This window comes from Bacillota bacterium (assembly GCA_012837335.1).
Lineage (GTDB): Bacteria > Bacillota > Limnochordia > Darwinibacteriales > DTU012 > DTU012.
Map to the genome: position 1 here is coordinate 1 of DURM01000019.1, position 25,287 is coordinate 25,287.

At 47.8% G+C, this 25,287-nt stretch carries 24 protein-coding genes and 1 other annotated feature; of the genes, 1 reads left to right on the plus strand and 23 read right to left on the minus strand.

The features are described from left to right. Positions 1-108: 108 nt before the first annotated feature. The 7 genes from GX019_02715 to pcrA all read right to left on the minus strand — a co-directional run bounded on the left by GX019_02715 (position 109) and on the right by pcrA (position 10,417). Positions 109-642: an SPOR domain-containing protein gene (locus GX019_02715; protein ID HHT36069.1), complete on the minus strand. Its 534-nt coding sequence runs from the start codon at positions 640-642 to the stop codon at positions 109-111. Between the two features lie 45 nt (positions 643-687). Continuing rightward, complete coding sequence (locus GX019_02720) at positions 688-1,977, minus strand: bifunctional folylpolyglutamate synthase/dihydrofolate synthase (GenBank protein HHT36070.1); 1,290 nt, start codon at positions 1,975-1,977, stop codon at positions 688-690. After that, positions 1,970-4,621, minus strand: a complete 2,652-nt coding sequence (locus GX019_02725; GenBank protein ID HHT36071.1) for a valine--tRNA ligase — start codon at positions 4,619-4,621, stop codon at positions 1,970-1,972. The genes GX019_02720 and GX019_02725 overlap by 8 nt, the downstream gene beginning before the upstream one ends. Before the next feature lie 38 nt (positions 4,622-4,659). Beyond that, positions 4,660-4,889, minus strand: a binding site (T-box leader). A 47-nt stretch (positions 4,890-4,936) separates the two neighbouring features. After that, positions 4,937-5,377: a transcriptional repressor gene (locus GX019_02730; GenBank protein HHT36072.1), complete on the minus strand. Its 441-nt coding sequence runs from the start codon at positions 5,375-5,377 to the stop codon at positions 4,937-4,939. 26 nt (positions 5,378-5,403) lie between these two features. Next, on the minus strand, positions 5,404-6,210 hold the full coding sequence (locus GX019_02735) for a hypothetical protein (GenBank protein HHT36073.1): 807 nt from the start codon (positions 6,208-6,210) through the stop codon (positions 5,404-5,406). Positions 6,211-6,255: 45 nt separating this feature from the next. Continuing rightward, positions 6,256-8,256, minus strand: coding sequence for an NAD-dependent DNA ligase LigA (gene ligA, locus GX019_02740; GenBank protein ID HHT36074.1), 2,001 nt, complete (start codon positions 8,254-8,256; stop codon positions 6,256-6,258). Between the two features lie 19 nt (positions 8,257-8,275). Further along, a complete protein-coding gene (pcrA, locus tag GX019_02745; GenBank protein ID HHT36075.1) occupies positions 8,276-10,417 on the minus strand; it encodes a DNA helicase PcrA in 2,142 nt (713 codons plus the stop codon). A gap of 286 nt (positions 10,418-10,703) precedes the next feature. Here pcrA and GX019_02750 point away from each other — a divergent pair, with 286 nt between their 5' ends. Then, positions 10,704-11,333 (plus strand): hypothetical protein, encoded by a 630-nt coding sequence (locus tag GX019_02750; GenBank protein HHT36076.1) that lies wholly within the window; start codon positions 10,704-10,706, stop codon positions 11,331-11,333. 34 nt (positions 11,334-11,367) lie between these two features. Here the strand turns inward: GX019_02750 and GX019_02755 are convergent, their stop codons facing one another. The 16 genes from GX019_02755 to GX019_02830 form a co-directional block, all read right to left on the minus strand. Continuing rightward, positions 11,368-12,024, minus strand: coding sequence for a bifunctional phosphoribosyl-AMP cyclohydrolase/phosphoribosyl-ATP diphosphatase HisIE (locus GX019_02755; GenBank protein ID HHT36077.1), 657 nt, complete (start codon positions 12,022-12,024; stop codon positions 11,368-11,370). Between the two features lie 2 nt (positions 12,025-12,026). Further along, positions 12,027-12,749, minus strand: a complete 723-nt coding sequence (gene hisA / locus GX019_02760; GenBank protein HHT36078.1) for a 1-(5-phosphoribosyl)-5-[(5-phosphoribosylamino)methylideneamino]imidazole-4-carboxamide isomerase — start codon at positions 12,747-12,749, stop codon at positions 12,027-12,029. A 19-nt stretch (positions 12,750-12,768) separates the two neighbouring features. Further along, positions 12,769-13,368: an imidazoleglycerol-phosphate dehydratase HisB gene (gene hisB / locus GX019_02765; protein HHT36079.1), complete on the minus strand. Its 600-nt coding sequence runs from the start codon at positions 13,366-13,368 to the stop codon at positions 12,769-12,771. Then, entirely contained in the window at positions 13,361-14,728 is a 1,368-nt protein-coding gene (gene hisD, locus GX019_02770) for a histidinol dehydrogenase (protein HHT36080.1), read from the minus strand. Before hisD ends, hisB begins: the two co-directional genes overlap by 8 nt. Beyond that, positions 14,715-15,359, minus strand: a complete 645-nt coding sequence (locus tag GX019_02775) for an ATP phosphoribosyltransferase (GenBank protein ID HHT36081.1) — start codon at positions 15,357-15,359, stop codon at positions 14,715-14,717. Before GX019_02775 ends, hisD begins: the two co-directional genes overlap by 14 nt. Continuing rightward, positions 15,353-16,561 carry an ATP phosphoribosyltransferase regulatory subunit gene (gene hisZ / locus GX019_02780; GenBank protein HHT36082.1) on the minus strand — a complete coding sequence of 403 codons (1,209 nt, stop codon included), beginning with the start codon at positions 16,559-16,561 and terminating at the stop codon, positions 15,353-15,355. Before hisZ ends, GX019_02775 begins: the two co-directional genes overlap by 7 nt. Before the next feature lie 12 nt (positions 16,562-16,573). Further along, positions 16,574-18,007, minus strand: a complete 1,434-nt coding sequence (gene guaA, locus GX019_02785) for a glutamine-hydrolyzing GMP synthase (GenBank protein ID HHT36083.1) — start codon at positions 18,005-18,007, stop codon at positions 16,574-16,576. Positions 18,008-18,013: 6 nt separating this feature from the next. After that, complete coding sequence (gene hpt, locus GX019_02790; protein ID HHT36084.1) at positions 18,014-18,553, minus strand: hypoxanthine phosphoribosyltransferase; 540 nt, start codon at positions 18,551-18,553, stop codon at positions 18,014-18,016. A gap of 143 nt (positions 18,554-18,696) precedes the next feature. Further along, positions 18,697-20,313 (minus strand): chaperonin GroEL, encoded by a 1,617-nt coding sequence (gene groL / locus GX019_02795; protein HHT36085.1) that lies wholly within the window; start codon positions 20,311-20,313, stop codon positions 18,697-18,699. Positions 20,314-20,338: 25 nt separating this feature from the next. Continuing rightward, positions 20,339-20,626, minus strand: a complete 288-nt coding sequence (locus tag GX019_02800) for a co-chaperone GroES (protein HHT36086.1) — start codon at positions 20,624-20,626, stop codon at positions 20,339-20,341. 233 nt (positions 20,627-20,859) lie between these two features. Further along, positions 20,860-21,879 (minus strand): tRNA (adenosine(37)-N6)-threonylcarbamoyltransferase complex transferase subunit TsaD, encoded by a 1,020-nt coding sequence (gene tsaD, locus GX019_02805; GenBank protein HHT36087.1) that lies wholly within the window; start codon positions 21,877-21,879, stop codon positions 20,860-20,862. Continuing rightward, positions 21,845-22,345 carry a ribosomal protein S18-alanine N-acetyltransferase gene (gene rimI, locus GX019_02810; GenBank protein ID HHT36088.1) on the minus strand — a complete coding sequence of 167 codons (501 nt, stop codon included), beginning with the start codon at positions 22,343-22,345 and terminating at the stop codon, positions 21,845-21,847. Before rimI ends, tsaD begins: the two co-directional genes overlap by 35 nt. Beyond that, entirely contained in the window at positions 22,329-23,030 is a 702-nt protein-coding gene (gene tsaB / locus GX019_02815) for a tRNA (adenosine(37)-N6)-threonylcarbamoyltransferase complex dimerization subunit type 1 TsaB (protein ID HHT36089.1), read from the minus strand. The genes rimI and tsaB overlap by 17 nt, the downstream gene beginning before the upstream one ends. Next, positions 23,027-23,491 (minus strand): tRNA (adenosine(37)-N6)-threonylcarbamoyltransferase complex ATPase subunit type 1 TsaE, encoded by a 465-nt coding sequence (gene tsaE / locus GX019_02820; GenBank protein HHT36090.1) that lies wholly within the window; start codon positions 23,489-23,491, stop codon positions 23,027-23,029. The genes tsaB and tsaE overlap by 4 nt, the downstream gene beginning before the upstream one ends. After that, the gene (locus GX019_02825) at positions 23,488-24,510 is read right to left on the minus strand and encodes an asparaginase (GenBank protein ID HHT36091.1); all 1,023 of its coding nucleotides are present in this window, start codon (positions 24,508-24,510) and stop codon (positions 23,488-23,490) included. The genes tsaE and GX019_02825 overlap by 4 nt, the downstream gene beginning before the upstream one ends. 24 nt (positions 24,511-24,534) lie before the next feature. Then, positions 24,535-25,251, minus strand: a complete 717-nt coding sequence (locus tag GX019_02830) for a gamma-glutamyl-gamma-aminobutyrate hydrolase family protein (GenBank protein ID HHT36092.1) — start codon at positions 25,249-25,251, stop codon at positions 24,535-24,537. Positions 25,252-25,287 lie beyond the last annotated feature (36 nt).

A 25,287-nucleotide genomic window follows, 5' to 3' on the forward strand; every position in this document is an offset into this window, starting at 1 on the left:
TGCACCGCATTTGATACATTCCTCACTAATTACATGAGCCATGTTCTCCCCTCCTTGTCCCCTACTAAATCTAACCATCGTTAAATCTATCACACCACTATATGGTTGTCAAGGACGAATTACTGCTGCTTCGAACCCCTCTGCCTTCAGCTCATTGGCATACCGCTCCGCGTTTTCTAAAGTAGAGAAAGCTCCGGTCTGCACCCGATAAGGCGGTCCGGGCGTGATAAATGCCTCAAACCCCGCATCCCTCAGCAGCGCCACCTGCGCCTCCGCGTTGCTTAAGTGATTAAACACTCCGGCCTGCACCCGATAAAACCCGCCAGCCTGGCTGGAAGCTGTCTGTGCCGGCGGAGATTCGGTCTGGGAGGACTGGGTTTGCCCACCCACAGCCGTATCTGCACCCGTTTGAGAGTTAGGCAGTTCTAAGTTCTCCAGCTGACTGTTAATAGAATGGTTCAAAGCATCCATTTGGTTCTGGCTGACCGATGTAAATGGACTGTTCAGCCATTCCAGCGCATATTGACCAAGCAGATAACCAACAAATATGCAGATTACACTCACTGAAATCAATGAAATCACAAAAGATAGACCTTCACCTGCAAAAAAACCGCGCCGTTTTTTACTTTGCTTGCGTCCCATTTTACCTGCCTCCTTGCCAAAACCAGACTGATTGCACTGTATTATTTAGGTTTTTATCGACGGATGTCCTCTATTTTCCTTCAGAACAGCAGCTTGAAGATCGCCAATTAAATATAACGAGCCGCAGACACAAACTGGATCATATTCAAAAATAGTATTAGGCAGATCTGCAAATGCGATTATTTGGGCTTCAATCCCGCGGTCCGCAGCGTAATCCCTTAATTCAGCAGCAGATTTAGCTCCTAATCTGCTGTTTTCAGACTCGGTAAACAGTATCCGCTCCGCAAGCGGCAGTAAAGGATCAATAATACTCGGATTTTTATCAGCCGACATACCAATTACAAAAGTAAGCTTGCGGTGGACTAACTCATCCAAAGCATCTGCCAAGGCTAGAAAGCTCTCTCGGTTATGGGCACCATCAAAGATAACCAGCGGTTCCCGGGAAACAGTCTGCAGCCGTCCCGGCCACTGAGCTGCGGCTAATCCGTTTCTAATCAACTTTGGATTTAACCTCAACCCTCTTTCCCCAAGCACCTGCAGAGCTAAAAGCGCAGCAGCTGCATTGACTAACTGATGCCTGCCCAAAAGCTGAACCGAAAATGGATGGGAGTCCAATGCCGGATAGATTAACTCTCCGCCAAAAAGATTCCATTTATGAGGCTGCCAGTCCACGTCCTTAAGACTGAAATAAGGTGCTTCCTGGTCAGCGGCTGCTGCTTGCAGCACTCGCTCCACTTCGGGAAGCTGTTCACTAACACAAACAGGCACCCTGCCCTTAATAATCCCAGCCTTTTCGCGAGCAACATCAGCCAGTGTTGGTCCCAGGCGATCCACATGATCATGTCCAACCGGTGTAATCACACTGATTTCCGGATGCAGGATATTGGTAGCGTCAAAACGGCCGCCCAATCCTACTTCAATAACGGCCCAGTCAACATTTTGGGCGGAAAAATACAGAAAAGCAGTTGCCGCAGCGCCTTCAAACATTGTAAAAGTACCGTATTCAGGAAACTCAGCCTCTATTTTGCTCATGAGCTCATTCACTTCAGCGCTGATTGCTGCGAGTTCTTCCGCCGAAATCAAATCGCCGTTAATCCGAAACCGCTCTCGGTAATCTACAAGATGGGGTGATGTAAACAAACCAACGCGATATCCGTGATGCTCAAGCACGCTGGCTAAGTAAGCAGCTGTGGAGCCTTTGCCATTCGTTCCGCCAATGTGAATAGAGCGAAATTGGCGGTGAGGATCACCGAGCCTTGAACACAGCTCGGTGATCCGTTCTAATCCTAGATGAGCGCTGAAGCGCTGCTTTTGAAACAGATTATCTTTATTCACTGACAATCTCCTTATACATTGCAGTAAGTTTTGCAACTGTATCGGCAAGCAGGGCCAGCTTCTCCCTTTCTTTCTGCACAACCGCTTCCGGCGCCTTGTTAACAAAGCCGGGATTGCTGAGTTTCTTCTCAGCCCGCTCCAACTCCTGCTTGGCTTTCGCCAATTCTTTTTCAATCCGCTCAGCTTCCGCTTCCAGATCGACCATTCCGGCTAAAGGCAGATAAATCTCAACCCCGTCGGTTACTGCAGCAGCGCTCCGCGCCGGCTTTACGCCTGCTACCCCGATTTCCACCTCATCCAATCCTGCCAGAGTCTGCAGATATTGGACATTGTCCTTAAGAATCTGCTGCAGGGCTGGATCGGTCTGGAAAATCGCGGTAATTTTGCGTCCCGGCGGCACCTGCTTCTCACTGCGGATGGTGCGGATTTCGGTAATAACGTTCATCAGAACTTGCATAGTCTTTTCAGTTTCTTCATCTCTATAACCAGTTTCAACCGGCCAGGGAGCCAGCATAATAGTTTCTCCAGTCATCGGCAGCTTCTGCCAGATCTCTTCGGTAATAAACGGCATATACGGATGCAGCAGCTGCATGGTGTTTTTGAACACATACCATAACGTGTACTGGGATGCATAGCGGGCTTCTTCTCCCTGTCTGCCGTAAAGCCGCGGTTTTACCCACTCAATATACCAGTCGCAGAGTTCGCTCCAAATGAAGTCGTAGAGCACGCGAGCTCCCTCACCGATATCATAGCGCTCGAGATGGCGGGTAACCTCCTCAGCAGCGTGCTGATAGCGGCTTAAAATCCACTTATCTGCAACTGATAAACCTGACTCAGGTTTACCCTGCCCCGGATCAAAATCCTCAAGATTCATCAGCGCAAAACGGGCTGCATTCCAAATCTTATTGGCAAAATTGCGGTAAGCCTCTACTTTTTCCGGAATGAAGCGGAGGTCATTACCGGGAGCGACCCCGATCACAAGGTTAAATCTGAGCGCGTCGGCGCCGTACTCCTCGATCACCTTGAGTGGATCGACACCGTTTCCGAGGGACTTACTCATTTTCCGCCCCTGCTCATCTCGCACCAAGCCGTGGATCAGGACATCTTCAAATGGCCTCTCGCCCATAAATTCTAAGCCCATAAAGATCATGCGGGCAACCCAAAATGGAATAATGTCGAATCCTGTTACTAATACACTTGTCGGATAGAAATGCTTCAATTCGGGGGTTTCGTCTGGCCAACCTAAAGTTGAAAACGGCCACAGTGCTGACGAAAACCAGGTATCTAAAACATCCGGATCCTGCTCAATATCCTTGGAACCGCATTTGCGGCATTCTGCAGGATCTTCAACTGCTGCAAAACTCTCGCCGCAGTCTCCACAGTACCAAACCGGAATGCGGTGGCCCCACCACAGCTGGCGGGAAATGCACCAGTCTCGGATATTCTCCATCCAGTTCAAATAGTTTTTGCTGAACCGTTCCGGAACGAACTTGATATCACCATTCTTGACTGCTTCAATTGCCGGCTCAGCCAACGGCTTCATTTTCACAAACCACTGTTTAGAAACCAGGGGCTCAACCACTGTACCGCAGCGGTAGCATTCACCGACAGCATGGACATGGTCCTTGATTTCAACCAGCAGTCCCAGCTTCTCTAAGTCCTCAACAACCAGCTTGCGGCAGGCGTAGCGATCCATACCGGCGTACTTGCCTGCTGCTTTGGTCATGTGAGCGTCCAGTCCGATCACAACTACCTGCTCCAGATTATGGCGCAGTCCGATTTCAAAGTCATTCGGATCGTGAGCCGGGGTAATCTTAACCATACCGGAACCAAAGCTTGGATCGACATAATCATCAGCGATAATCGGAACTTCGCGGTCAACCAGCGGTACGATTACCATTTTACCGATGATGTCCTTGTACCGTGGATCATCTGGATTTACCGCGACAGCAGTATCCCCCAGCAGGGTTTCCGGTCTGGTTGTAGCGATTTCAATATGTCCGCTGCCGTCAGCAAAAGGATATTTAATGTAATAAAGTTTGCCGGCATCTTCTTCATGATCAACTTCAATATCAGATAATGTCGTACTGCAGTTTGGACACCAGTTTACACTATAGTTACCCTGATAGATCAAGCCTTTTTCATAGAGGCGAACAAAAACTTCGCGCACAGCTCGGGAGCATCCTTCATCCATAGTAAAGCGTTCCCGATCCCAATCTGCAGACGAACCGAGCTTCTTCAGCTGAGTAATGATGCGGCTGCCGTACTTTTCTTTCCAATCCCAGACACGCTTTAGAAACTCTTCGCGGCCTAAATCATGGCGGGTGAGTCCTTCGGTTTTTCTGATATGGTCCTCTACCCGTGCCTGAGTAGCAATACCGGCATGGTCTGTGCCGGGAATCCAGAGGGCATTGTAGCCCTGCATCCGCTTCCAGCGGATTAAAATATCCTGATAAGTTTCATCCAAAGCATGACCCATATGCAGCTCACCGGTAACATTCGGCGGCGGGATCACGATACAAAACGGTTCTTTATCCGGTTCAACTTCAGCGTGAAAATAGCCATTTTTTTCCCAATGCTGATACCACTTGTCTTCTACTTCCTGCGGATTGTAAGTTTTCGCAAGCGTTTTGGTTTCACTCATCCTTGTTCAACTCCTTCTAAAAAATAAAACCTTTCCATCCAAAGGACGAAAAGGTTATTTCGCGGTACCACCTTTATTCTCAAGCAGCACAAAAAAGCTGTTGAGCTCTTAATAGGCATAACGCGCCTGAAACGGCCGGAACTACTTGTAACTTCATCCCGACAGCTCACGAGCGACCTTCGCCAGCCCATACTTAGGAAATCTTCCACCAAATGATTTCCCTCTCTGCAAGCGGTACACAGCTACTCCTCTCGATCATCGCCTTTAACTTTTAAATCGCTAACATCGTACACCAATAGCAGCAAATTGTCAATATTACTTTTTCCTCTTCCTGCACTTCCTGCAGTAACCAAAAATCCGCAGACTGTGGTCAACTATTTCAAAATCCCGTTCTTTAGCGATCTTTGCTTCCAGTTTTTCCAGCAGGTCATCGTTAAACTCACTGATTTCTCCGCATTCCAGACAGATTAAATGATGATGGTAATGCTCTTCTTCTTTGCGCCCAAGCTCATAGCGGCTCTGTCCGTCACCATACTCGAAGCGGTATATAATACTGAGCTTCTCCAAAAGTTCTAAGGTTCGGTAGACCGTCGCCAAACCGATATCAGGCACAATTTTTTTTGTCATCATAAAAACATCTTCTGCGCGCAGATGGGCGTCTGTATTGTCGAGCAGGACCTGCACAACAGCTTCTCTCTGCGGAGTCAAGCGCAGATCATTAGCTTCCAGCTGCTCCCGAATCTCCGATAAACTCATGTGCCTATCCATAACACACCCCTTTGTTAAAAGCGAGAATAATAAAAGAGACACATGGCCACTGCCACAACTGCAAACAGCAAGAGCTGTACTCCCCAATAGCCTATGCTCCGTTTAGGCTTTTGTGTTTGAGGCGAATTAGCATGCCCAAGGCTCCACAGAGCAACCAATAAAATTCCAAGCAAAGGATAGAGCCAAAAGGCGGTTCGACTGCTTCCCTCCGATACGAACAGGAGCAGCCAGTGCAGCCAAACTGAAAGCGCTGCCGCTGCCACAAAAACCTGTCCCTCAAAACGCTGTGCCCGGCGTACCTGCACAATAATAAACCGGATTAAATAATACCCTAAAGCTGTGTATAAAGGCAGCGGATGGAGCTGAAACTCCCCCAGCCGTACCGCCCAGGGAACAGCGGCAGCTGTGCCAAACACATTCGAGCCTAAAGCCGCAAATAGTTTAATCCAAATTACGCCCGGTGTGATTGCATCCAAGAAATTCAAACCGAATATACCTTTGTGATAAGCAGACAACAGACCGTAAACCGCTGCGCAGACGAATCCGAATCCCAGATCAACACCAGTCGACAGTTCTGTTAGTATCTTCCATGGTCTTAATAAAGCTCCTGCTCCATACTGTCCCCATAAGACTGCAAATCTGCCTGCGGCAAAAAATACGAAAGCAGTACCCAAAATAAAGTCGAACATATTGGACCAGCCAATTCCTCGACGCCTGCCTGCTTTCAGGGCTGATGTTGCCCCAAATAATAACCCTATACTTGTGAAAAAGCCATACACATATACTGGCATTCCGGCAAAATAGAACAGGACATTATCCACAGCTATCACCCATCCTTCTGCCTAATTAGTTCCCTGTAACGAGGATTAGTTCCTGCCTGTCTGCTGGACAAGTTCTAAAAACTGCTGTTCATTTAGGACAGGTATTCCCAGTTCTTGAGCTTTGGTCAATTTAGATCCTGCTTTTTCACCGGCAACCACATAAGTGGTTTTCTTGCTGACACTGCCGGTAACATCAGCGCCAAGACTGCGCAGTGTTTCCTCCGCCTCTTTACGGCTGAAATTCTCCAGTTTTCCAGTTACTACAAATGTTTGGCCTGCCAGCGGCTGGGATCCGGATGTTTGAGCTTGGACCATGTTAACACCGGCATCCTGGAGTCGGTCAATCAGCTGATTGTTTTCAGGCTTGCTGAAATACTCCACGACACTGCCAGCAATTCTTTCGCCCACAGCATCAATGGTTATTAATTCCTCATAAGCAGCGTTTCTAAGCCGATCCATAGTTCCAAAATGCGCCGCTAACTCGCGGGCAACCTCGCTGCCGACAAAGCGGATCCCTAAGGCAAATACAAGATTGGCCAGCGGTCGGGTTTTGCTGTCCTCAATCGCATTCAGCAAGTTTTCTGCAGATTTGGGTCCGAACCGCTCCAACTTTATCAGCTGCTCATAGCGAAGCTGATAAAAATCCGCTGGGTTCTCAACTAAACCGGCATCAATCAGCTGCTGAATCACTGCCGGTCCTAAGCCTTCAATATTCATTGCTCCACGGGAAGCATAGTGAATCAGGCGCTCATAGGCTTGAGCCGGGCAGGCAGAGTTTACACAGCGCACTGCCGCTTCCCCCTCAGTACGCTGCAGCTTTTCTTCACAAACCGGACAGAATTCAGGCATGGCAAAAACCTGCTCATTACCTGTGCGCCGCTCCGGTAGAGACCGGACGATCTCCGGAATCACATCGCCAGCTTTCTGAATCACAACATAGTCTCCGATGCGGATATCTTTCGTTTTCACATAATCCTCATTGTGGAGAGCTGCCCGGCTGACAGTCGAGCCGGCAACCAACGTAGGTGTCAAGATCGCCAGCGGTGTCACTGCACCGGTCCGTCCAACGTTAACCTCAATATCTAAAACTTGAGCTACTGCCTGTTCCGCCGGAAACTTATAAGCAATCGCCCAGCGAGGACTCTTAGCAGTTGATCCCAATTCAGCCTGCACCGCCAGACTGTTTACCTTGACGACAATGCCGTCAATTTCAAAAGGCAGTTCGGCACGTTTTTCGGTCCAATGTTCAATGAATTCCCAGACCTCATCGATAGAGGCGCAGTGTTTAATGTAAGGGCTGACCTTAAACCCCAGATCTTTCAGCCATTCGATACTTTCTAGGTGAGTAGTAATCTGCTCGCTATCTACTGATCCTATGCCGTAAACATAAATGTCCAATTTGCGGCCGGCGGTCACTTTAGGATCGAGCTGGCGCACTGATCCCGCAGCCGCATTGCGGGGATTAGCAAATAGAGACTCGCCTTGTTCAGCTCTGGCTTGATTCAAAGCCTCATAAGCTTGTTTGGGCATATAAACTTCGCCCCGAACTTCCAGATCAACAGGCTGGCGCAGTTTTAGCGGTATCGAACGAATGGTGCGCAGGTTTTGGGTTATATCTTCACCTACCTGCCCATCACCGCGGGTGGCTCCGCGTACGAAGATTCCGTTCTCATAAGTGAGAGCAACCGCTAGACCATCAAACTTAAGCTCACAAGCATAGTCCACCCCTGCACCAGCCCAGCGCTCTACCCTTCTGCCAAAATCTTCTAGTTCATCTTTATTGAAAGCATTGCTGAGGCTTAACAGCGGTGTTTGATGCTGAACCTGGGCAAAGCCTCCCACAACAGCATGTCCAACTCTTTGAGTAGGCGAATCGGGCGTTACTGTTTCGGGGTATTTTTCCTCAAGCTCAATCAGCTCGCGCATCAGCTGGTCAAACTCGCTATCGGAAATCACCGGATCATCTAACACATAATAGCGGTAATTATGGTAGTTCAGCTGCTCGCGCAGTTCTGCAATGCGCTTTAGATCAACATCTTTTCCCATAAAGAAACCTCCCGCCAGATTAAATCTTTTCAATCGGGGCAATGCTCGCCGCAAACTGCTTGATCCCATGATCTGCAAAAGCGATCTTGATTATGTCACCGGATACAGCCAAGACCTGACCTTCGCCAAACCGCTGATGACGAATGCGATCTCCAACTTCATAAGCCACGGATCCAATTGTCTGGTTGGAAACTGATCCGGTCGATCGGCGGCGCTGAAAAACTGCTCCCCGGTCATCAACTTGTTCCAGCAGCTCTTCCGGAATCTCTTTTACAAATAGCGAAATTGGGTTGGAACTGACGCTGCCAAATAAGGTGCGGTTTTCGGCGCAGGTTAAATATATCGCTTCTTCTGCCCTAGTTAAGCCAACATAGGCTAACCGCCGTTCTTCCTCGATCTGGCCTGGCTCCCAGATTGAACGGGCGCTGGGAAATACCCCATCTTCCATTCCCACCATAAACACCACCGGAAATTCCAAACCTTTAGCCGCATGCAGTGTCATCATACTGACAGCATCTGCGTCTTGATCATAGTTATCTACATCAGACATTAAGGCTAACTGCTCAAGAAAGAGACTGAGATCACGGTTTTCCTCGTTCTCATCGAACTGTTTGGTAACAGTGAGAAACTCATTTAAGTTCTCTAGACGTGTTTCAGCCTCAATTGTCTGTTCGGCATTGAGCATCTGTTTATAGCCGGTATCGAACAAAATTCTTTCCACAATACTGGTCACAGGCTCGCCATCAAGCTCCCGCTTCCAAACTGCAAACATCTCCCTAAACTCAATCAAACTCTGCCGATATTTTCCCGTAATATTATCTACCGAGTCAATCTGCTCTAAAGTCTCATACAGGCTTAGGCCGTTGACCTGAGCATAGTCTTCTAATTTAGCAACTGTTGTAGGACCAATCCCCCGCTTCGGCACATTAATAATTCGCTTGAAACTGAAATTATCGGCTGGATTTGCTAACAGCCGCAGGTAGGCGACGAGATCCTTAATCTCTTTGCGGTCATAAAACCGCAGCCCTGCTACAATCCGGTAAGGCAAGCCCCGACGCACAAATTCTTCCTCAATTATCCGAGATTGGGCATGAGTGCGGTACAAAATCGTAAAATCCTGATACTGCCGTTGATCCGCCTGCACCTGGCTGGTAATAACATTGGCGATAAAAGCAGCTTCCTGCCGCTCATCATAAGCCTGGTAAAACTTGATTCGTTCACCATCACCATTATTGGTAAAAAGGTTTTTGCCTTTCCGCTCCGTATTATTGGCGATTAAATGGTTGGCTGCAGTCAGGATATTTTGGGTTGAGCGGTAATTCTGCTCTAAGCGAATCACTCTGGCATTAGGAAAATCCCGCTCAAACTCTAAGATATTGCGGATGTCCGCACCTCTAAAGGCGTAAATGGACTGGTCGTCATCACCAACAACGCAGAGGTTCTGATGCTCTGCTGCCAGCAGATTAACGAGCTGATACTGGGCATGGTTGGTATCTTGATACTCATCAACAAGGATATAGCGGAACCGGTCCTGATAATAAGCGCAGACTTCGGGAAAAGTCCGGAACAGCTCCACTGTTTTCATAATCAGGTCATCGAAATCAAAGGCATTGTTATCAATCAAAGTCTGCTGATATCTTTGATAGACCCGACTGACCTGCCGCTCCCAGAAATCCATGGCTTTTGCATCAAATTCTTCTGGACCCAATAGCTCGTTTTTGGCACTGCTGATCGCTGACAGCATTGCCCTGGGGTCAAATCGCTTCGGATCGAGGTTCAGCTCCTTCAGGATTTCCCGGATCACCACTAATTGATCCGCAGAATCAAAAATCTGGAAGTTGGATTGATAGCCAAGCTTATCCCCATGACTTCTCAATATCCGGACACAGGTCGAGTGGAAGGTGCTGACCCAGATACCTTTCGCTATGCCTCCCACCAGCTGCTCGATGCGCTCTTTCATTTCCTGAGCCGCTTTATTAGTAAAAGTTACCGCTAAAATCTGATCCGGCCTTACACCGAAGTGCTTGATCAGATATGCAATTCTAAAAGTTAAAACCCTGGTTTTTCCGCTTCCGGCACCAGCGATAACCAATAAAGGTCCGCTGCCGTGAGTCACAGCTTCCTGCTGTCTCGGATTCAGGGTATCCAGTAAATCCATCATATTCCCCTTTCATATTCCCCACTGTTCTTGCTCTCCAAAGCATTACCAGCAATCTCCTAGAGGTTTTAGCTGGGCAGATATAAAATTAAGATCATGTCATAAATTTTTACAGCTTTGGAAGGAAGTGAACATGTTGGGAAAGAAGCACTTGTTATTTTTCATACTTATCTGTGTTGTTTCGTTGACGGGCTGCACCCTATTTGGTGTATCAGGTCCCACTCTGCCTAACACCGGTGGTGATGATAGCGGAGGAGAAACCGGCTCTGATTACGGCACTCTAGCCGGAATGGTCTATCATGCCGGTTTCAGCGATGCAAAACTGCAGGCAGGCCAGGTAGAAATTGACGGCAGGACTGTTCCGATCAAAAACGGTGTTTATGAAATCGAAAATCTGCCGAACGGAACATATACGATGCGGGTTACCAAACAGTGGTACAAGCCTGCAGAAATTCAAGTAGTTGTCCAGGGAGCGACTATCCAAAATGTAGAAATGATTCCAGATCTTACATTCAATGAACTGGATCTTTTTGCCCGGCTTGTCCATTCTGAATCTCAAGGAGAAATTGAAACCGGTCAAATTGCTGTGGCTGCCACAGTCCTCAATCGGGTACTTCACCCTGATTATCCAAACACTATTTCCGGAGTAATCAATGAAGTAACCATTGTGAATGGTGTTAAGTACTACCAATACGAACCGGTCCTTAACGGCCGCATCAATCTGCCCGCCGGAACAACCGCTAAAAATGCAGTAAAATATGCTTTGGCAGGAGTGGACCCCACTTACGGCGCAACTGGTTTCTTTGCCCATAAACTGGTTCCCCAGTATAACAGCAGTGGCAGAAGAGCCTGGGTATGGGAACAGTGGGATAAGGACCCTTATAAAATCCGCATTGGCAACCACAGTTTCTTTAGATAAATGCCACAGGTATGGGCTGTCCTCTTAGGGCAGCCTATTTTCTCCGCGATTCTAACTCCTGCCAGATCTGATCTAATGCCACATTCTTTTCTACCAGCAAGACCAGCAGGTGATACAGTAAATCGCTCACCTCATAAATCAGCTCGCCGGGATCGGCATTTTTCGCTCCGATAATAACCTCAGCCGTTTCTTCCCCGACTTTTTTCAGGATCTTATCAATACCCTTTTCAAATAAATAATTGGTATAAGAGCCGCCTTGAGGATTACGCTTGCGGTCTTCAATTAAAGCATACAGCTGATGCAGGATCTGTGAGTTGTATACAGCTGCTGGGTCAAAAGTCCGTTCATGCTGCTCCCTGTTTGCCGCTGCCTGCACCGGATAATGAAAGCAGGAGCGATAGCCTTCATGGCAGGCACCGGGACCAACTTGATCAACAGTAATCAAAAGACTGTCATAATCGCAGTCAGCTGTGACTTCCACTACCTGCTGCACATGCCCGGATGTTTCCCCTTTCTGCCACAGTTGTTTGCGGCTGCGGCTGTAAAACCAGGTTAATCCGGTAGACAAGGTTTTATCAAGAGCTTCTTGATTCATATAAGCAAGCATTAAAACCTGACCGCTGCGATCCTGAATTATTGCCGGTATCAATCCGTTTTGATCAAACTTTAATTTTTGCTTCACTTTCGTCACCTCTAACTGCGGGCAGCCGCAACTGCTTCTGCCAAATCAATTTGATTTGTATACAAGGCCTTGCCGATAATTACTGCATAAACCCCATAGGATGAAAGGCTGCGCAGATTGCGAATGTCATCAAGCGATGATACTCCTCCCGATGCAACGATTTTGATTCCTGCTTGTCCCACTTCTTTTAAAGCATCCAAATTAGGACCAGTCAGCATCCCATCCCGCGCAATATCTGTATAAATAATCTCCTCAACTCCAAGAGTTTTCATCCGTTCAATAAGCTCCAGAGCCGGAACAGTAGTAGTTTCCAGCCAGCCTTTAACTGCCACCATACCATTGCGGGCATCGATGCCCACCACAATCCGCTCTCCATATTTGGCAATCGCCTGTTTAAACCAATCCGGTTCATCTAATACAGCTGTTCCTAATACCGCTCTGGCTGCTCCCGCAGCAAAAGCAGCTTCTACAGCCGATAGGTTCCTGAGTCCTCCTCCCAATTCAATCGGGATCGACACCGCACCGGCAATTCTTTCGATCACATCCAGATTCTGAGGAAAGCCATCGCGGGCTCCGTCCAGATCGACTATGTGCAGCATTTCAGCGCCGGCATCGGCAAAAGCCCGAGCTGTTTGGACAGGGTCCGAGCTGTAGACAGTTTTTTTCGCATAGTCGCCCTGCTCTAGGCGGACGCATTCTCCATTGATTAAGTCAATAGCGGGTATAATCAGCATCTGCATTTCGCTCCTATTTCTATAAATCCAATTTTCCTTTGGTCGAGAGGACTCTTTCCTCATCTGTAAGCATTACTGCTTGGCGCAGCGCGTGAGCCAGCGCTTTAAACAGCGCTTCAATAATGTGATGGCTGTTTGTTCCAGCCAGCTGCCGCGCATGCAGCGTCAACCCGGCATTTACAGCAAATGCGCGCAAAAACTCTTCGACGAGACAGGTATCAAACTGGCCTACCCGTTCCTGCGGCAGCTCAAGATTGTGAGCTAAAAACCCGCGCCCGCTGATATCCATCACTGCGTGAACGAGCGCTTCATCCATAGGAATACACGCATCTCCGTAGCGGGCAATACCTGCGCCATCACCGATACACTGCCGCAGCGCCTGCCCCAAGCAGATACCGACATCCTCCACTGTATGATGTCCGTCCACCTGCAGGTCTCCGGCGCAGGTCACCACCAAGTCAAATCCGCTGTGGCGGGCTAACGCTGTAAGCATATGATCGAAAAAACCGATTCCAGTATTGATCTGATAAACACCGGTTCCGTCCAGATTCAGCTCAATCCTAATATCCGTTTCTTTTGTTGTCCGGGTAAATTTTGCCGCTCTTACCGCTTTATTCATGCTTGTCACCCGCCTCCAAATCTTGCAGCCGGATTCTAATCGCGTTACCGTGGGCTGTTAAACCTTCCCGATCAGCAATCTCCACTGCTTGCGGTCCAAATTTCTTCAAGCCCGCTTCTGAGTAATAAATAACGCTGGATTTTTTCACAAAATCATTGGTTGTCAATGGAGAGGCAAAACGGGCTGTACCGTTTGTGGGCAGAATATGATTAGGACCAGCGATATAATCACCAACCGGTTCCGCCGCATATTTACCGAGGAAGATAGCCCCTGCGTGCTTGATTCTGCCTACTAACTCCCACGGGTTTTCGACCAGCAGTTCCAAATGCTCAGGCGCAAATACATTTGCAAGCTCAACTGCTTGATTCAGGTTCTCAGTAATAACAATTAGCCCCCAGTTTTCCAGGGCAACTGCTGCAATATCAGACGTATCGAGCGAACTCAGCTGCATTTCAATCTCATCTTGCACAGCAGCGGCATATGCTTCACTGGTTGTAATTAGGGCCGCTGAGGCTTCCCAATCGTGTTCTGCCTGGGACAAAAGATCCGCAGCCGCATAAGCAGCCGGCACTGAACCGTCGGCAATTACTAAAATCTCACTGGGTCCGGCCAAGGCTTCGATCCCAACGCGGCCGTAAACCATCTTCTTGGCCAAGGTAACAAACAAATTACCCGGTCCCACTATTTTATCGACCCGCGGCACTGTTTCTGTGCCGTAGGCTAATGCTCCAATTGCCTGTGCACCGCCGGCTTTCAGCACCGCATTTACTCCGCAGCGTTTAGCAGCTACCAAAAGGTGCGGATCAATCTCTCCGTTCCGCAGCGGTGTAGCCATAATTATCTCGCTAACCCCTGCAACTCGGGCGGGAACCGCGCTCATCACCACCGAAGAAATCAAGGGCGCATTGCCGCCGGGAACATAGATGCCAACTCGGTCTAGGGGAGTAACCTTCTGGCCGAGAATAATGCCATCGGCTTCGGGAGCAAACCAGCTGTTCTCCACTTGTTTCTGATGGTACTTTCTCACATTGATTATGGCTGTATCTAGAGCTTCGAGAAACTGGGGACTAACCATCGTTTCTGCCTGCTCAAACTCGTGCTTTCCGACAAAAAGCTGCTCTGAGGTTAATTTTTGCCCATCAATTTTATCTATGTAGCGCAGCAGTCCCGCATCGCCTTCCCGTTTAATATCACCCAGAATTACAGCTACCGATTCTTGAGGAGTCAGCGCTTTTCCAAAAATCTGCTTAGTGCGCTCCATCCCCGCCGGATTAACCGGCACCTCATCTAGATCCGGGCGAACCACCAGTTCCCGAACTGCTTCCAAAGATGGAAAATCTTTGACATTAACGATGCGCATTTTCAATCACTCCTTCAAGCGCGCCAACCAGCTCAACAATGGCTTCCCGCTTAGTTTTCAAACTGATCCGGTTAGCAATCAACCGCGCAGTACTCTCCATAATTGTATCCAGCACCACCAAACCGTTTTCAACCAAGGTGCGCCCTGTTTCAGTAATATCCACTACTGCCTCGCTTAAACCAACAATCGGTCCTAACTCTATTGAACCGTTCAGGGGAATGATCTCTACTTGAATCCCATGACTGTTGAAAAACTGATTGGCAGTATTGGGATATTTGCTGGCTACACGGCTGTTAAAATCTAGTTCCCGCACACTGGTAATATTGAGACTTTCGGGAACTGCTACAACCAGCTTGCAGTACCCGTATTTTAAATCCAACAGCTCGGCTACATCTTTATCGCTCTCGGTTAAGGTATCCTTGCCCACAACACCCAAATCGGCAGCTCCATATTCCACATAAGTGGGCACATCAGCCGGTTTGGCGAGAATAAACTGTAATCCGGCTGCGGGAACATCAATCACAAGCTTACGGGTTTCCTGCAGCAGAGCATCGCAGTCGTACCCAGCTTTGCTTAGGAGTTCGAGAAAGGAATCTAATAACCTTCCTTTGGCTACCGCTATACTTAACATCCCCCAGCCCCCTCACAACCAGCTGGCATAATAGTATGAACAGCGCCAGCTTCGACAATAACTACCCTGCTGTATCCCTTTTGCTGGGCGTATTCGATGGCATCAGTCTCAGAAAGACACTGAACATCCACCTCAACTCGTGTTTTCCTGCTTCTTTCGGCTGCCGCAAATCTCAAAGCATCGGGCCAGGAGCGAGGCAGAACCAGGATTCCATTTGGTGCGGTATCACAACGCTGACCCTGATTCTCCAGCACCAGCATTAAACGCTCTAACCCGAGAGCAAAACCTACCGCCGGCAGACCGCTGCCGAAGCGATTTCCGAGCTGATCATAGCGTCCTCCGCTGCAGATAGTAAAGCCAAGACTTGGCACATATCCTTCTAAAACCATGCCGGTATAATAATCAAGTGATTTGACGATGCTGAGGTCAATATAAATCTGATCCCTGAGACCATAGGCATCAAGATATGAGTATATTTCTTTTAAATTGGCAACTGCGCTGCGGGCTCGGGGATTTTCCGTGCTGTAATAGGCCTGTTCTAAAAGGGACTCCCGACCCCGAAAATGCGGCAGTTTGAGAAGCAGTTTTTTAGTCTGCTCTGACAGATCGCTTTCAGCTGTTAAAGCTTTCAGCCCGACTAAATCTTTTTTAAGCAGAAGCTGCCAAAAGCGCTTTCGCAGCGACTCCAACTCACATTCTTCCAGAATGCCGTGGATATACCCGGTGTGTCCTAAATCCAAGTTAAAGTTGTTTACTCCCAGTTCATTGAAAACAGTAACTGCCAAAGCCGCAGCTTCTGCATCTGCTGCTGGTGAGCTGCTGCCGATTAATTCCACGCCGGCTTGATAAAATTCACGCTGAAAACCGACCTGGACATCATCATAACGAAACACATTGGCCAGATAGCTGAGGCGGAGCGGCTTTGGTTCATCTTTCAGCCGAGTTGCCACCATTCGGGCAATGGGAGTTGTTAAATCCGGACGCAGCACCAGCAGCTCGCCATTGTGATCAAAAAACCGATACGTCTGCTGAGTTTCAGCCCCGTTTTGAACTAAAACATCGTGGAATTCAAAAGTAGGGGAAATCACTTCCTGATATCCCCACTTATTAAACACGGTCCTAATTTTCTGTTCTAACTCTAATTTCCACTCTGCATCTGCCGGTAGAAAATCCTTTACACCCCGCGGTGTCCGCAGATCCATCCATCCCGCCTCCTATTCCCATTCAATGGTTGCCGGTGGCTTGGAGCTAATATCGTAAACCACACGATTCACGCCCTTAACTTCCCGCAGAATTCGGGAGCTGACCCGCTCAAGGAGATCATACGGCAGACGGACCCAGTCTGCAGCCATACCATCAACACTATTAACCGCCCGTAAAGCAACCACATGGTCATAAGTGCGATCCTCTTGATCCATACCCACCGTTCTCGTATCGGTCAGCACAGCCAGCGCCTGCCAGACTCTGCCATACCATCCGGAATTCCGAAGTTCTTCAATAAAAATCGCATCTGCTTCGCGCAGTATCTCTAACTTAGCTTCAGTGATCTCACCGATGACTCGGACCGCTAAGCCTGGTCCTGGGAAAGGATGGCGCATCACAATCGAATCAGGCAGACCCAGCTGTCTGGCAACCATCCTCACTTCATCCTTAAAAAGCTGTCGCAGCGGTTCGATCAGCTCGAAATTGAGATCGTCCGGAAGACCGCCTACATTGTGATGCGATTTAATCACTGCGCCTTCACCAATCCCGCTCTCAATTACATCTGGATAAAGCGTACCCTGCACTAAAAAATCAACGCTGCCGAGTTTTTTTGCTTCTTCCTCAAAAACCCGGATGAATTCGGTACCAATAATCTTGCGTTTGGTTTCAGGATCGGCTACACCTTTCAGTTTCGCCAGGAACCGCTCACCTGCATCGACTGCAACAAGATTTAAATCAAATTCCCTGCTGAAAAGATCCACAACCTGCTGCACTTCGTTTTTCCGCATCAAACCGTTATCCACGAAGATGCAGGTCAGCTGAGAACCGATTGCTTTATGAACTAATACTGCAGCTGCTGAAGAATCGATACCACCACTTAAGCCGCAGACAACTTTTTTATCCCCAACCTGAGTGCGGATTGACTCAATCATCGAGTCAACAAAGCGATCCATGGTCCAGGTTTGCGTGCAGCCGCAGATGCGCAGCACAAAATTCTCAATAATTCTAGCTCCTAAATCTGTTTCCACAGCGGCGGGCTCCAGCTGCACCCCATACAGCTTGCGTTCCCGATCCTCCAGCGCGGCAAACGACTCATCTTCGTTTAACTCACTGCAATCCCAAAATAGTTCTGACTGCAGGTCTGCAGTTGTTGTAACACTGTCACCCAGCTGTACAGCCATCAATTCCATACCTAGACCAAGGCCCAAAATCGGGATATTCAGCTCATACAGCTCGGGTTTAAGCTCCATTCTGTCCAGCGCATCCGGAGTTGATACTCCCGATAGGATAATTCCCAGCGGTTTTTTATCAGCAATCTCCTTTACATCGGTATTCCAAGGCAGAATTTCACTGTAAACCTGGAAACTGCGAACTTTCCTGGCTAGATCCTGACTATAATGGGTTCCAAAATCCAGGACTAAAATCGTTTCCATATCAGTCACCATCCTATTTTAACTATCCTGATACGCAGAAGGAGAGAGAATCGCCACATAAGGCAGCGAGCGGTACTGCTCCGCGTAGTCAATACCATAACCCACTACAAACTCATCGGGAATGGTAAAGCCGAGATAATCCGCCCGCTCATCTACCTGGCGCCGATCCGGCTTATCCAATAGAGCGCAGACCTTAAGGCTTGCCGGATTGCGGGATAAGAGATTATTTTTTAAGTAATTCAGCGTTAAGCCTGTATCCACAATGTCTTCCACAATCAAAACATGCCGTCCCTCGATTGGCAGATCCAAATCTTTAAGGATGCGAACTGCGCCGGAAGTTTGGTAAGAACTGCCGTAACTGGAAACTGCCATAAAGTCAACATTGATCGGAATCGAAACCTTTCTAATTAGGTCGGAAAAGAAGCAGATGGCCCCTTTTAAAATGCCGACTAAAACCAAATCTTTTCCTTGATAATCTTGAGATATCTGGGCACCCAGCTCCGCAACGCGGCTGCTTATCTGCTCTTCACTCAATAAAATTTCTTGAATCGGATTCATACGCACACTCCTTGAATCATCTTATAACTAAGTATTGTTCGCTAACATCACAGATATTTCCTTTATAATTAGTGTTAACATAACGCAAAAAGGGAACCCTGCACAGTTACAGGATTCCCTTTTACTTTACCTAATACTTGGTCTTACATCATGCCGGGGCCCATTCCGCCTTCTGGCATCGGAGGAGTGGGTTCAGGTTTGTCGGCAATCAGAGTTTCAGTGGTTAACAGCATGCCTGCAATTGAAGCTGCATGCTGCAGTGCACTGCGAGTTACTTTAGCTGGATCGATGATACCTTTTTCTACCATGTTGACAAATTGCATGCTGACTGCGTCAAAGCCGATTCCCTCTTCAGCTTCTTTAACTTTCTCAACAATGATAGCGCCTTCGACACCGGCGTTGTTAGCAATCTGCTTGAGCGGAGCTTCTAAAGCTTTGCGGACAAGCTGAACACCGGTCATGACATCGCCTTCAGCTTCAACATTATCCAGAGCCTTGATGCAGTCGATCAGCATTGTTCCGCCACCGGCTACAATACCTTCTTCTACTGCAGCTCTTGTTGCTGACAGTGCGTCTTCAATGCGGTATTTCTTTTCTTTCAATTCGGTTTCAGTAGCTGCGCCGACTTGAATTACCGCAACACCACCGGCAAGTTTAGCTAAGCGCTCCTGCAGTTTTTCACGATCATAATCAGAGGTAGTTTCTTCAATCTCGTTGCGGATTTGATTGATTCTAGCTTGGATAGCATCGGTTGAACCTTTACCGTCAACGATAGTTGTATCTTCTTTAGTGATTCTAACTTGGCGAGCAGAACCAAGCATATCGACAGTGGTGTTTTCGAGTTTGAGGCCTAAATCTTCAGAGATTACCTGTCCACCAGTTACTGTGGCGATATCTCCGAGCATTGCCTTGCGGCGATCACCAAATCCAGGAGCCTTCACAGCAGCTACCTGCAGGGTACCGCGCAGTTTGTTAACGATCAAGGTTGCTAAAGCTTCACCTTCAACATCCTCTGCAATAATCAACAGCGGCTTGTTAACTTGGATTGTCTTTTCTAAAATTGGGAGAATATCAGCTACAGCACTGATCTTTCTGTCGGTGATTAAAATATTGGGCTCATCTAATACCACTTCCATCCGGTCGCTATCTGTTACCATGTAGTGTGATACATAGCCGCGGTCAAACTGCATACCTTCAACAACTTCCAGAGTGGTACCGATGGAGTTGGATTCCTCGACGGTAATAACTCCGTCTTTGCCCACTTTTTCCATTGCGTCAGCGATCAGATCGCCAATTTCTTTGTCATCAGCAGAAATAGATGCAACTTGAGCAATAGCTTCTTTAGTTTCTACCGGTTTGGCTACTTTTTCAATCTTATCAACAGCAATTGCTACCGCCTGATCAATACCGCGCTTGAGGAACATCGGATTAGCACCAGCTGCAACGTTTTTCAATCCTTCACGGATCATTGCTTGGGCCAGTACAGTAGCTGTAGTTGTTCCGTCACCAGCAACGTCATTGGTCTTAGTAGCAACTTCTTTTACTAATTGGGCTCCCATGTTTTCAAACGGATCTTCTAATTCGATCTCACGGGCAATGGTAACACCGTCATTGGTAATAGTGGGAGAACCATATTTTTTCTCCAATACAACGTTTCTGCCTTTAGGGCCTAAAGTCACTTTAACAGCATCAGCTAAAGCGTTAACACCTTGCTCAAGCTTCTTTCTACCGTCTTCACCGAATAGTAAATCTTTTGCCATTCTGCGTCACCTTCCTTTTACTAAATTATCCAAGTACTGCTAACAGATCTGATTCTTTAACGATCAGATATTCTTCACCTTGGTACTTAACTTCAGTACCTGCGTATTTTGCAAAAATTACTGTGTCGCCAACATTTACATTAACGGGAATCAATTCACCTTTGTCATTATGTTTACCAGGACCTACTGCTAAAACTTTGCCCTGCTGAGGCTTTTCTTTCGCGTTATCTGGCAGGAAAATACCGCTTTGAGTCTTTTCTTCAGCCTCTAACACTTTAAGTATTACTCGGTCACCTAATGGTTTGAGATTCATTTGTAGTACCTCCTTTTGAATATCGTATATCGCTAGCAGTTATTAGCACTCGATAATGGTGAGTGCTAACCAACTCCTATGATATAAAACCGGCTTTCCAAATGCAAATATGATCTTTGAGCGAAAAAACCAATTTTCGTCATTTATTGGCATCCTTGTGTTTATATCTTCTATTTGCTCGATATTACTTTCTTTTCCTATTATAACCATAATCTGGATCGCCTATACAGTGCTTATTCTAACTGCAGATTGGGAAATGCGTTCAAATCCCAACCATGGGCATGGCCAGCTGCGTACTTAAAATGCCCGGCACTGGCTATCATCGCTGCATTATCTGTGCACAGAACCGGAGGCGGAACCAAAACTCCTATGCCTAAAGGATCTGCCAGCGTTCTTACCTTTTCTCTTAAGCTGCTGTTAGCTGCTACTCCTCCAGAGAGAATGATCTGCTTTGCGCCTTTTTCTTTGGCCGCCCTAATCACTTTAGCAGAAAGGACGTCCACAATTGCCCATTGAAAACTAGCAGCAAAATCCGGCAGATTAATCTCCTCACCCATCTGCCTGGCGCGGTTAATATAGTTTAAGGCAGCAGTTTTTAAGCCGCTGAAGCTGAAGTCAAATGTATCTTCCCCACCCAGACCCCGGGGAAAATCAATGGCACCACGGTTTCCCGCTTTGGCTAATCTGTCAATCTGAGGACCTCCGGGATAAGGCAGACCCAGCACTCTTGCAATTTTATCAAAAGCCTCACCGGCGGCATCATCACGTGTTCGACCTAAAATTTCGTAATGACCGAACTCGGGAATGTGAAGCAGATCGGTATGCCCTCCGGATGCTGTTAAGCAGATAAAAGGCGGTTCCAGATCGGGTTCGGCCAGGATGTTGGCATAAATGTGGCCTTCAATATGATTGACACCAACGAGTGGCTTGCCCAGCGCAAACGCTAAGGATTTTGCCGCCTGCAGGCCTACTAATAGACCGCCAACAAGACCGGGACCGTAAGTCACGGCAATCACATCGATATCTTCCAGCTTTACACCGGCATCGAGCAGAGCTTGGTCGATAACCGGAAAAATGGCTTCAATATGTTTCCGCGCCGCAATCTCCGGAACTACACCGCCGAATCGCTGGTGCAGATCGATCTGGGATGCGATGACATTCGATAGAATATACTTTCCATCAGCGATGACCGCAGCCGCAGTTTCATCACAGCTTGTTTCAATTCCCAGTGTCAGTATTCTCTTCAAACTCATCAGACTTCAATTCCTTCCACATAATCAGCGCATCTTCACCATCATCCAAGTAATACTTTGGACGGATGCCGGCATCTTCAAAGCCCAGCTTCCGATATAGTGCCTGGGCACGGTAATTGGATACACGCACTTCCAGAGTCATTCTCCGCACTCCAAGACCATAAGCCAGCTGAGCCATCTCTTTAATGAGCCTGGTCCCGATCCCCTGCCGGCGCCATGCCGGATGCACCGCCACATTAGTAATATGTCCTTCGTCAAGAATAACCCACATGCCGATATAACCCACTACCTGTTCTTGGCTGCGGATTACCAAATAGCGGGCACAGTCATTCTGGGTAATCTCTGCAATAAAAGCCTGCATCGACCATGGCGTGGAAAAAGAATGGCGTTCAATTACCTGAACTCCGGGTATATCACTGATTTTCATTGTATCAATCGAAAGCTGAATATCATCTTCCGGTTTCATGTTCTTTCTCCGCTTTATCAAATTGATACTCGGCACTGCTTTTACGCATATAAAAAGGCAGGACTTCGTACCACTCTAGTGTTTTTCCCTGTTTAAACCGCTCTAAACCTAAACCGGCAGCGCTGCTCGGCCGCAGCTGCAGTTCCTGATCAGCAGGAATAACTGCCTGCTCGATCTCACTCAGCTCTTCCCGGTAAACCAAGGCACCGGGACCAGTTATTAAAACTGGTTCGGAAACCGAGTTAAGCTTATCCACTAAATCGCTGACTTTCCAGTTTACTGCTTCTGATTCTGGTTTGCCGCCTCGAAAAGCCTGAGTAAAGACCTCTCTGCGCCGGGCATCAATTAACGGATACATCAGGTGCGGATAAATGCGATACTGCCAGGCAAGGGCTTCCATGGCTGTTACCGCAACAATCGGTTTACTCATGGCATAGGCAAACCCTTTGATAGTAGCCAAACCAACCCGAAGCCCCGTAAAAGAACCGGGTCCGGTTACTACCGCAAAAGCGCTGATATCCTCCAGAGCTGTCCCGGTATCACTTAAAATGCGTTCAATTGTAGGAATGATCAGTTCAGAATGGCCGTTGTGGATTGTAAGCAGATACTCAGCTATCAGACCTGCCTCACTTACCAAGGCTGCACCGCCAATACTGCCAGAAGTATCTATTCCCATAATCATCATGCTTGTACCACCACTTTTAGCTCCGAAACCAGCTGTTCATAACGCTGTCCGTGAGCTGTAAAGATAAATTCCCGCTGATCTTCAGCGGTTTTCCTGATTTCTATCTGCAGATACTCAAGGGGCAGATACTCCTGTACAGTATTTCCCCACTCGATCAAACAGACTCCGCTGCCATAAAAGTACTCATCATAACCAATATCCTCTAACTCATGGGGTTCAATGCGGTATACATCAAAATGATAGACTGGCAGCCTGCCGTCATATTGATTGATTAAAGTAAAAGTGGGACTGGTAATCAGGGTTTCATCAATGCCCAGTCCGATACCGACACCTTTAACAAACTGAGTTTTACCTGCGCCCAAGTCTCCTTCAAGACTGATTACATCGCCTGGCTGGAGCAAACGGGCTGTTGTTTCTCCTAAAGCTTGGGTTGCTTGAGGTGAACCTGCAGTATATCTCACTTGTCGACAATCCTCTCAAATTTAGCTTCTGATAAATCCGCCACAATCTCCCCTACCACTCGACCGCGATGATTGCGGACCAGCTGGGGACGATAAGCTTCTAAGATATTGCTGTCACCAATATAGCCTAGTTTATCCAAAATGGCAAGCAAAACTGCGGCCACAGCCCTGCTGCTGCCATCTTCAATTTTAAGAGCCAAACCCCAGCCGCGATCCGGCAGTGCCAAGCAGTAGACCGCTTCCGCACCAGATTTAGCAACCAATTTATATTGTAAATAAGCACGCATTAAGTCCGCTGTCAATTCTCCCGTTCCTGCCGTTAAAATGGGATAGCTGCGCATCGCTTCGGTAATTCTTTGAACAGCCCCAGCTCGCTCTGGGCTTAATCCACTGGGATCAGCCAAACGTGCCCAAGCCAACGCCATATTATAGATAGAAAAACCAAAAACCGGTACTCCGCAGCCGTCAATACCCAGAGCGATCTGTTCCCGCTCAACACCGCAGAAATCACTAATATAACTTAACACCAGCTGCTGCAGGGGATGATCTATTTCGATATAATTGTTCAAATCCCAATGATGATACATGGATAAAGCCAGCATCCCGGCGTGTTTGCCTGAGCAGTTGTTGTAGAGCTGGTTTGGTTTTTCTCCTGCTTGGATCAGTGCTTGCAGTGACTTCTGGTCCCGCGGCGGATGAACTCCGCACTGGAGAGCATGATGATCTAAGCCGAGCTTGTTTAAAATGCTGGTTACTGTCTGAATATGCTCCGGTTCACCACTGTGGGAGGCGCACATCACCGCTAGCTCTGCATCAGTAAAGCCAAAACGGTCTGCGGCTCCTGATTCCACAATCGGAAGGGCTTGAATCGGTTTGGCTGCAGAGCGAAAAAAAGTCTTTAAATATGGATCACCTTGGCTGGCAGCGATTCTGCCTTGAGCATCTACGATAACCCAACTGCCTCTGTGAACACTTTCCACAATTTGGCTGCGATATACTTTTGCCACAACACTTGCCATTATTTTCCACCTTTCCCGGATCAATTAAGTCTTTGGTCTTCCCATAGCAGCTGCTGTAAAATGATCAAATAAAGACTGCATTTTTGCATCATGACTGGTCATCAGCTCCGGATGCCACTGCACACCGATAACAAAACTGTGCTTGGTACTTTCGATTGCTTCAATTACTCCATCGCTAGCTCTGGCAGTAACTCTTAATCCGGGTGCTGCCTGCTCCACAGCCTGGTGATGAAATGAGTTGACACGGACAACCTCAGTCCCAAAAATCTGAGCTAAAAGGCTGCCTTGTTCGATCGAAACTGCATGAGTAGGATACCACTTTGGCGCCTGCTGCTGATGTTTGATAGGCTGGGAAACAAATGATTCAATATCCTGAATCAAACTTCCCCCGCAGGCTACGTTCAAGACCTGGCAGCCGCGACAAATTGCCAAAATCGGAAGGTTTCTTGCCAGCGCACCGCGAATCATAGTAATATCGAGTTCATCCCACCAAGGATTAATTATACCACTTTTTGGATGCGATTCCTGATTATAATGTTTGGCATCAACATCAATTCCTCCCGGAACTAACAGAGCATCAATTCGATCCAGGATCTGCTCCAGCTTAGCCCTATCCAGGTAGGGGACTAGAATCGGAATACCTCCAGCGGCGGTAATGCCGTGGATATAAGGTCCGTTTACATAAAATCTTTCCGGGTCACTCCATTGATGACCGCAGGTAATACCAATAAGTGGATTCATGGTCAGCTTCCTCCAAAAAAAGCACTCAACTTTACA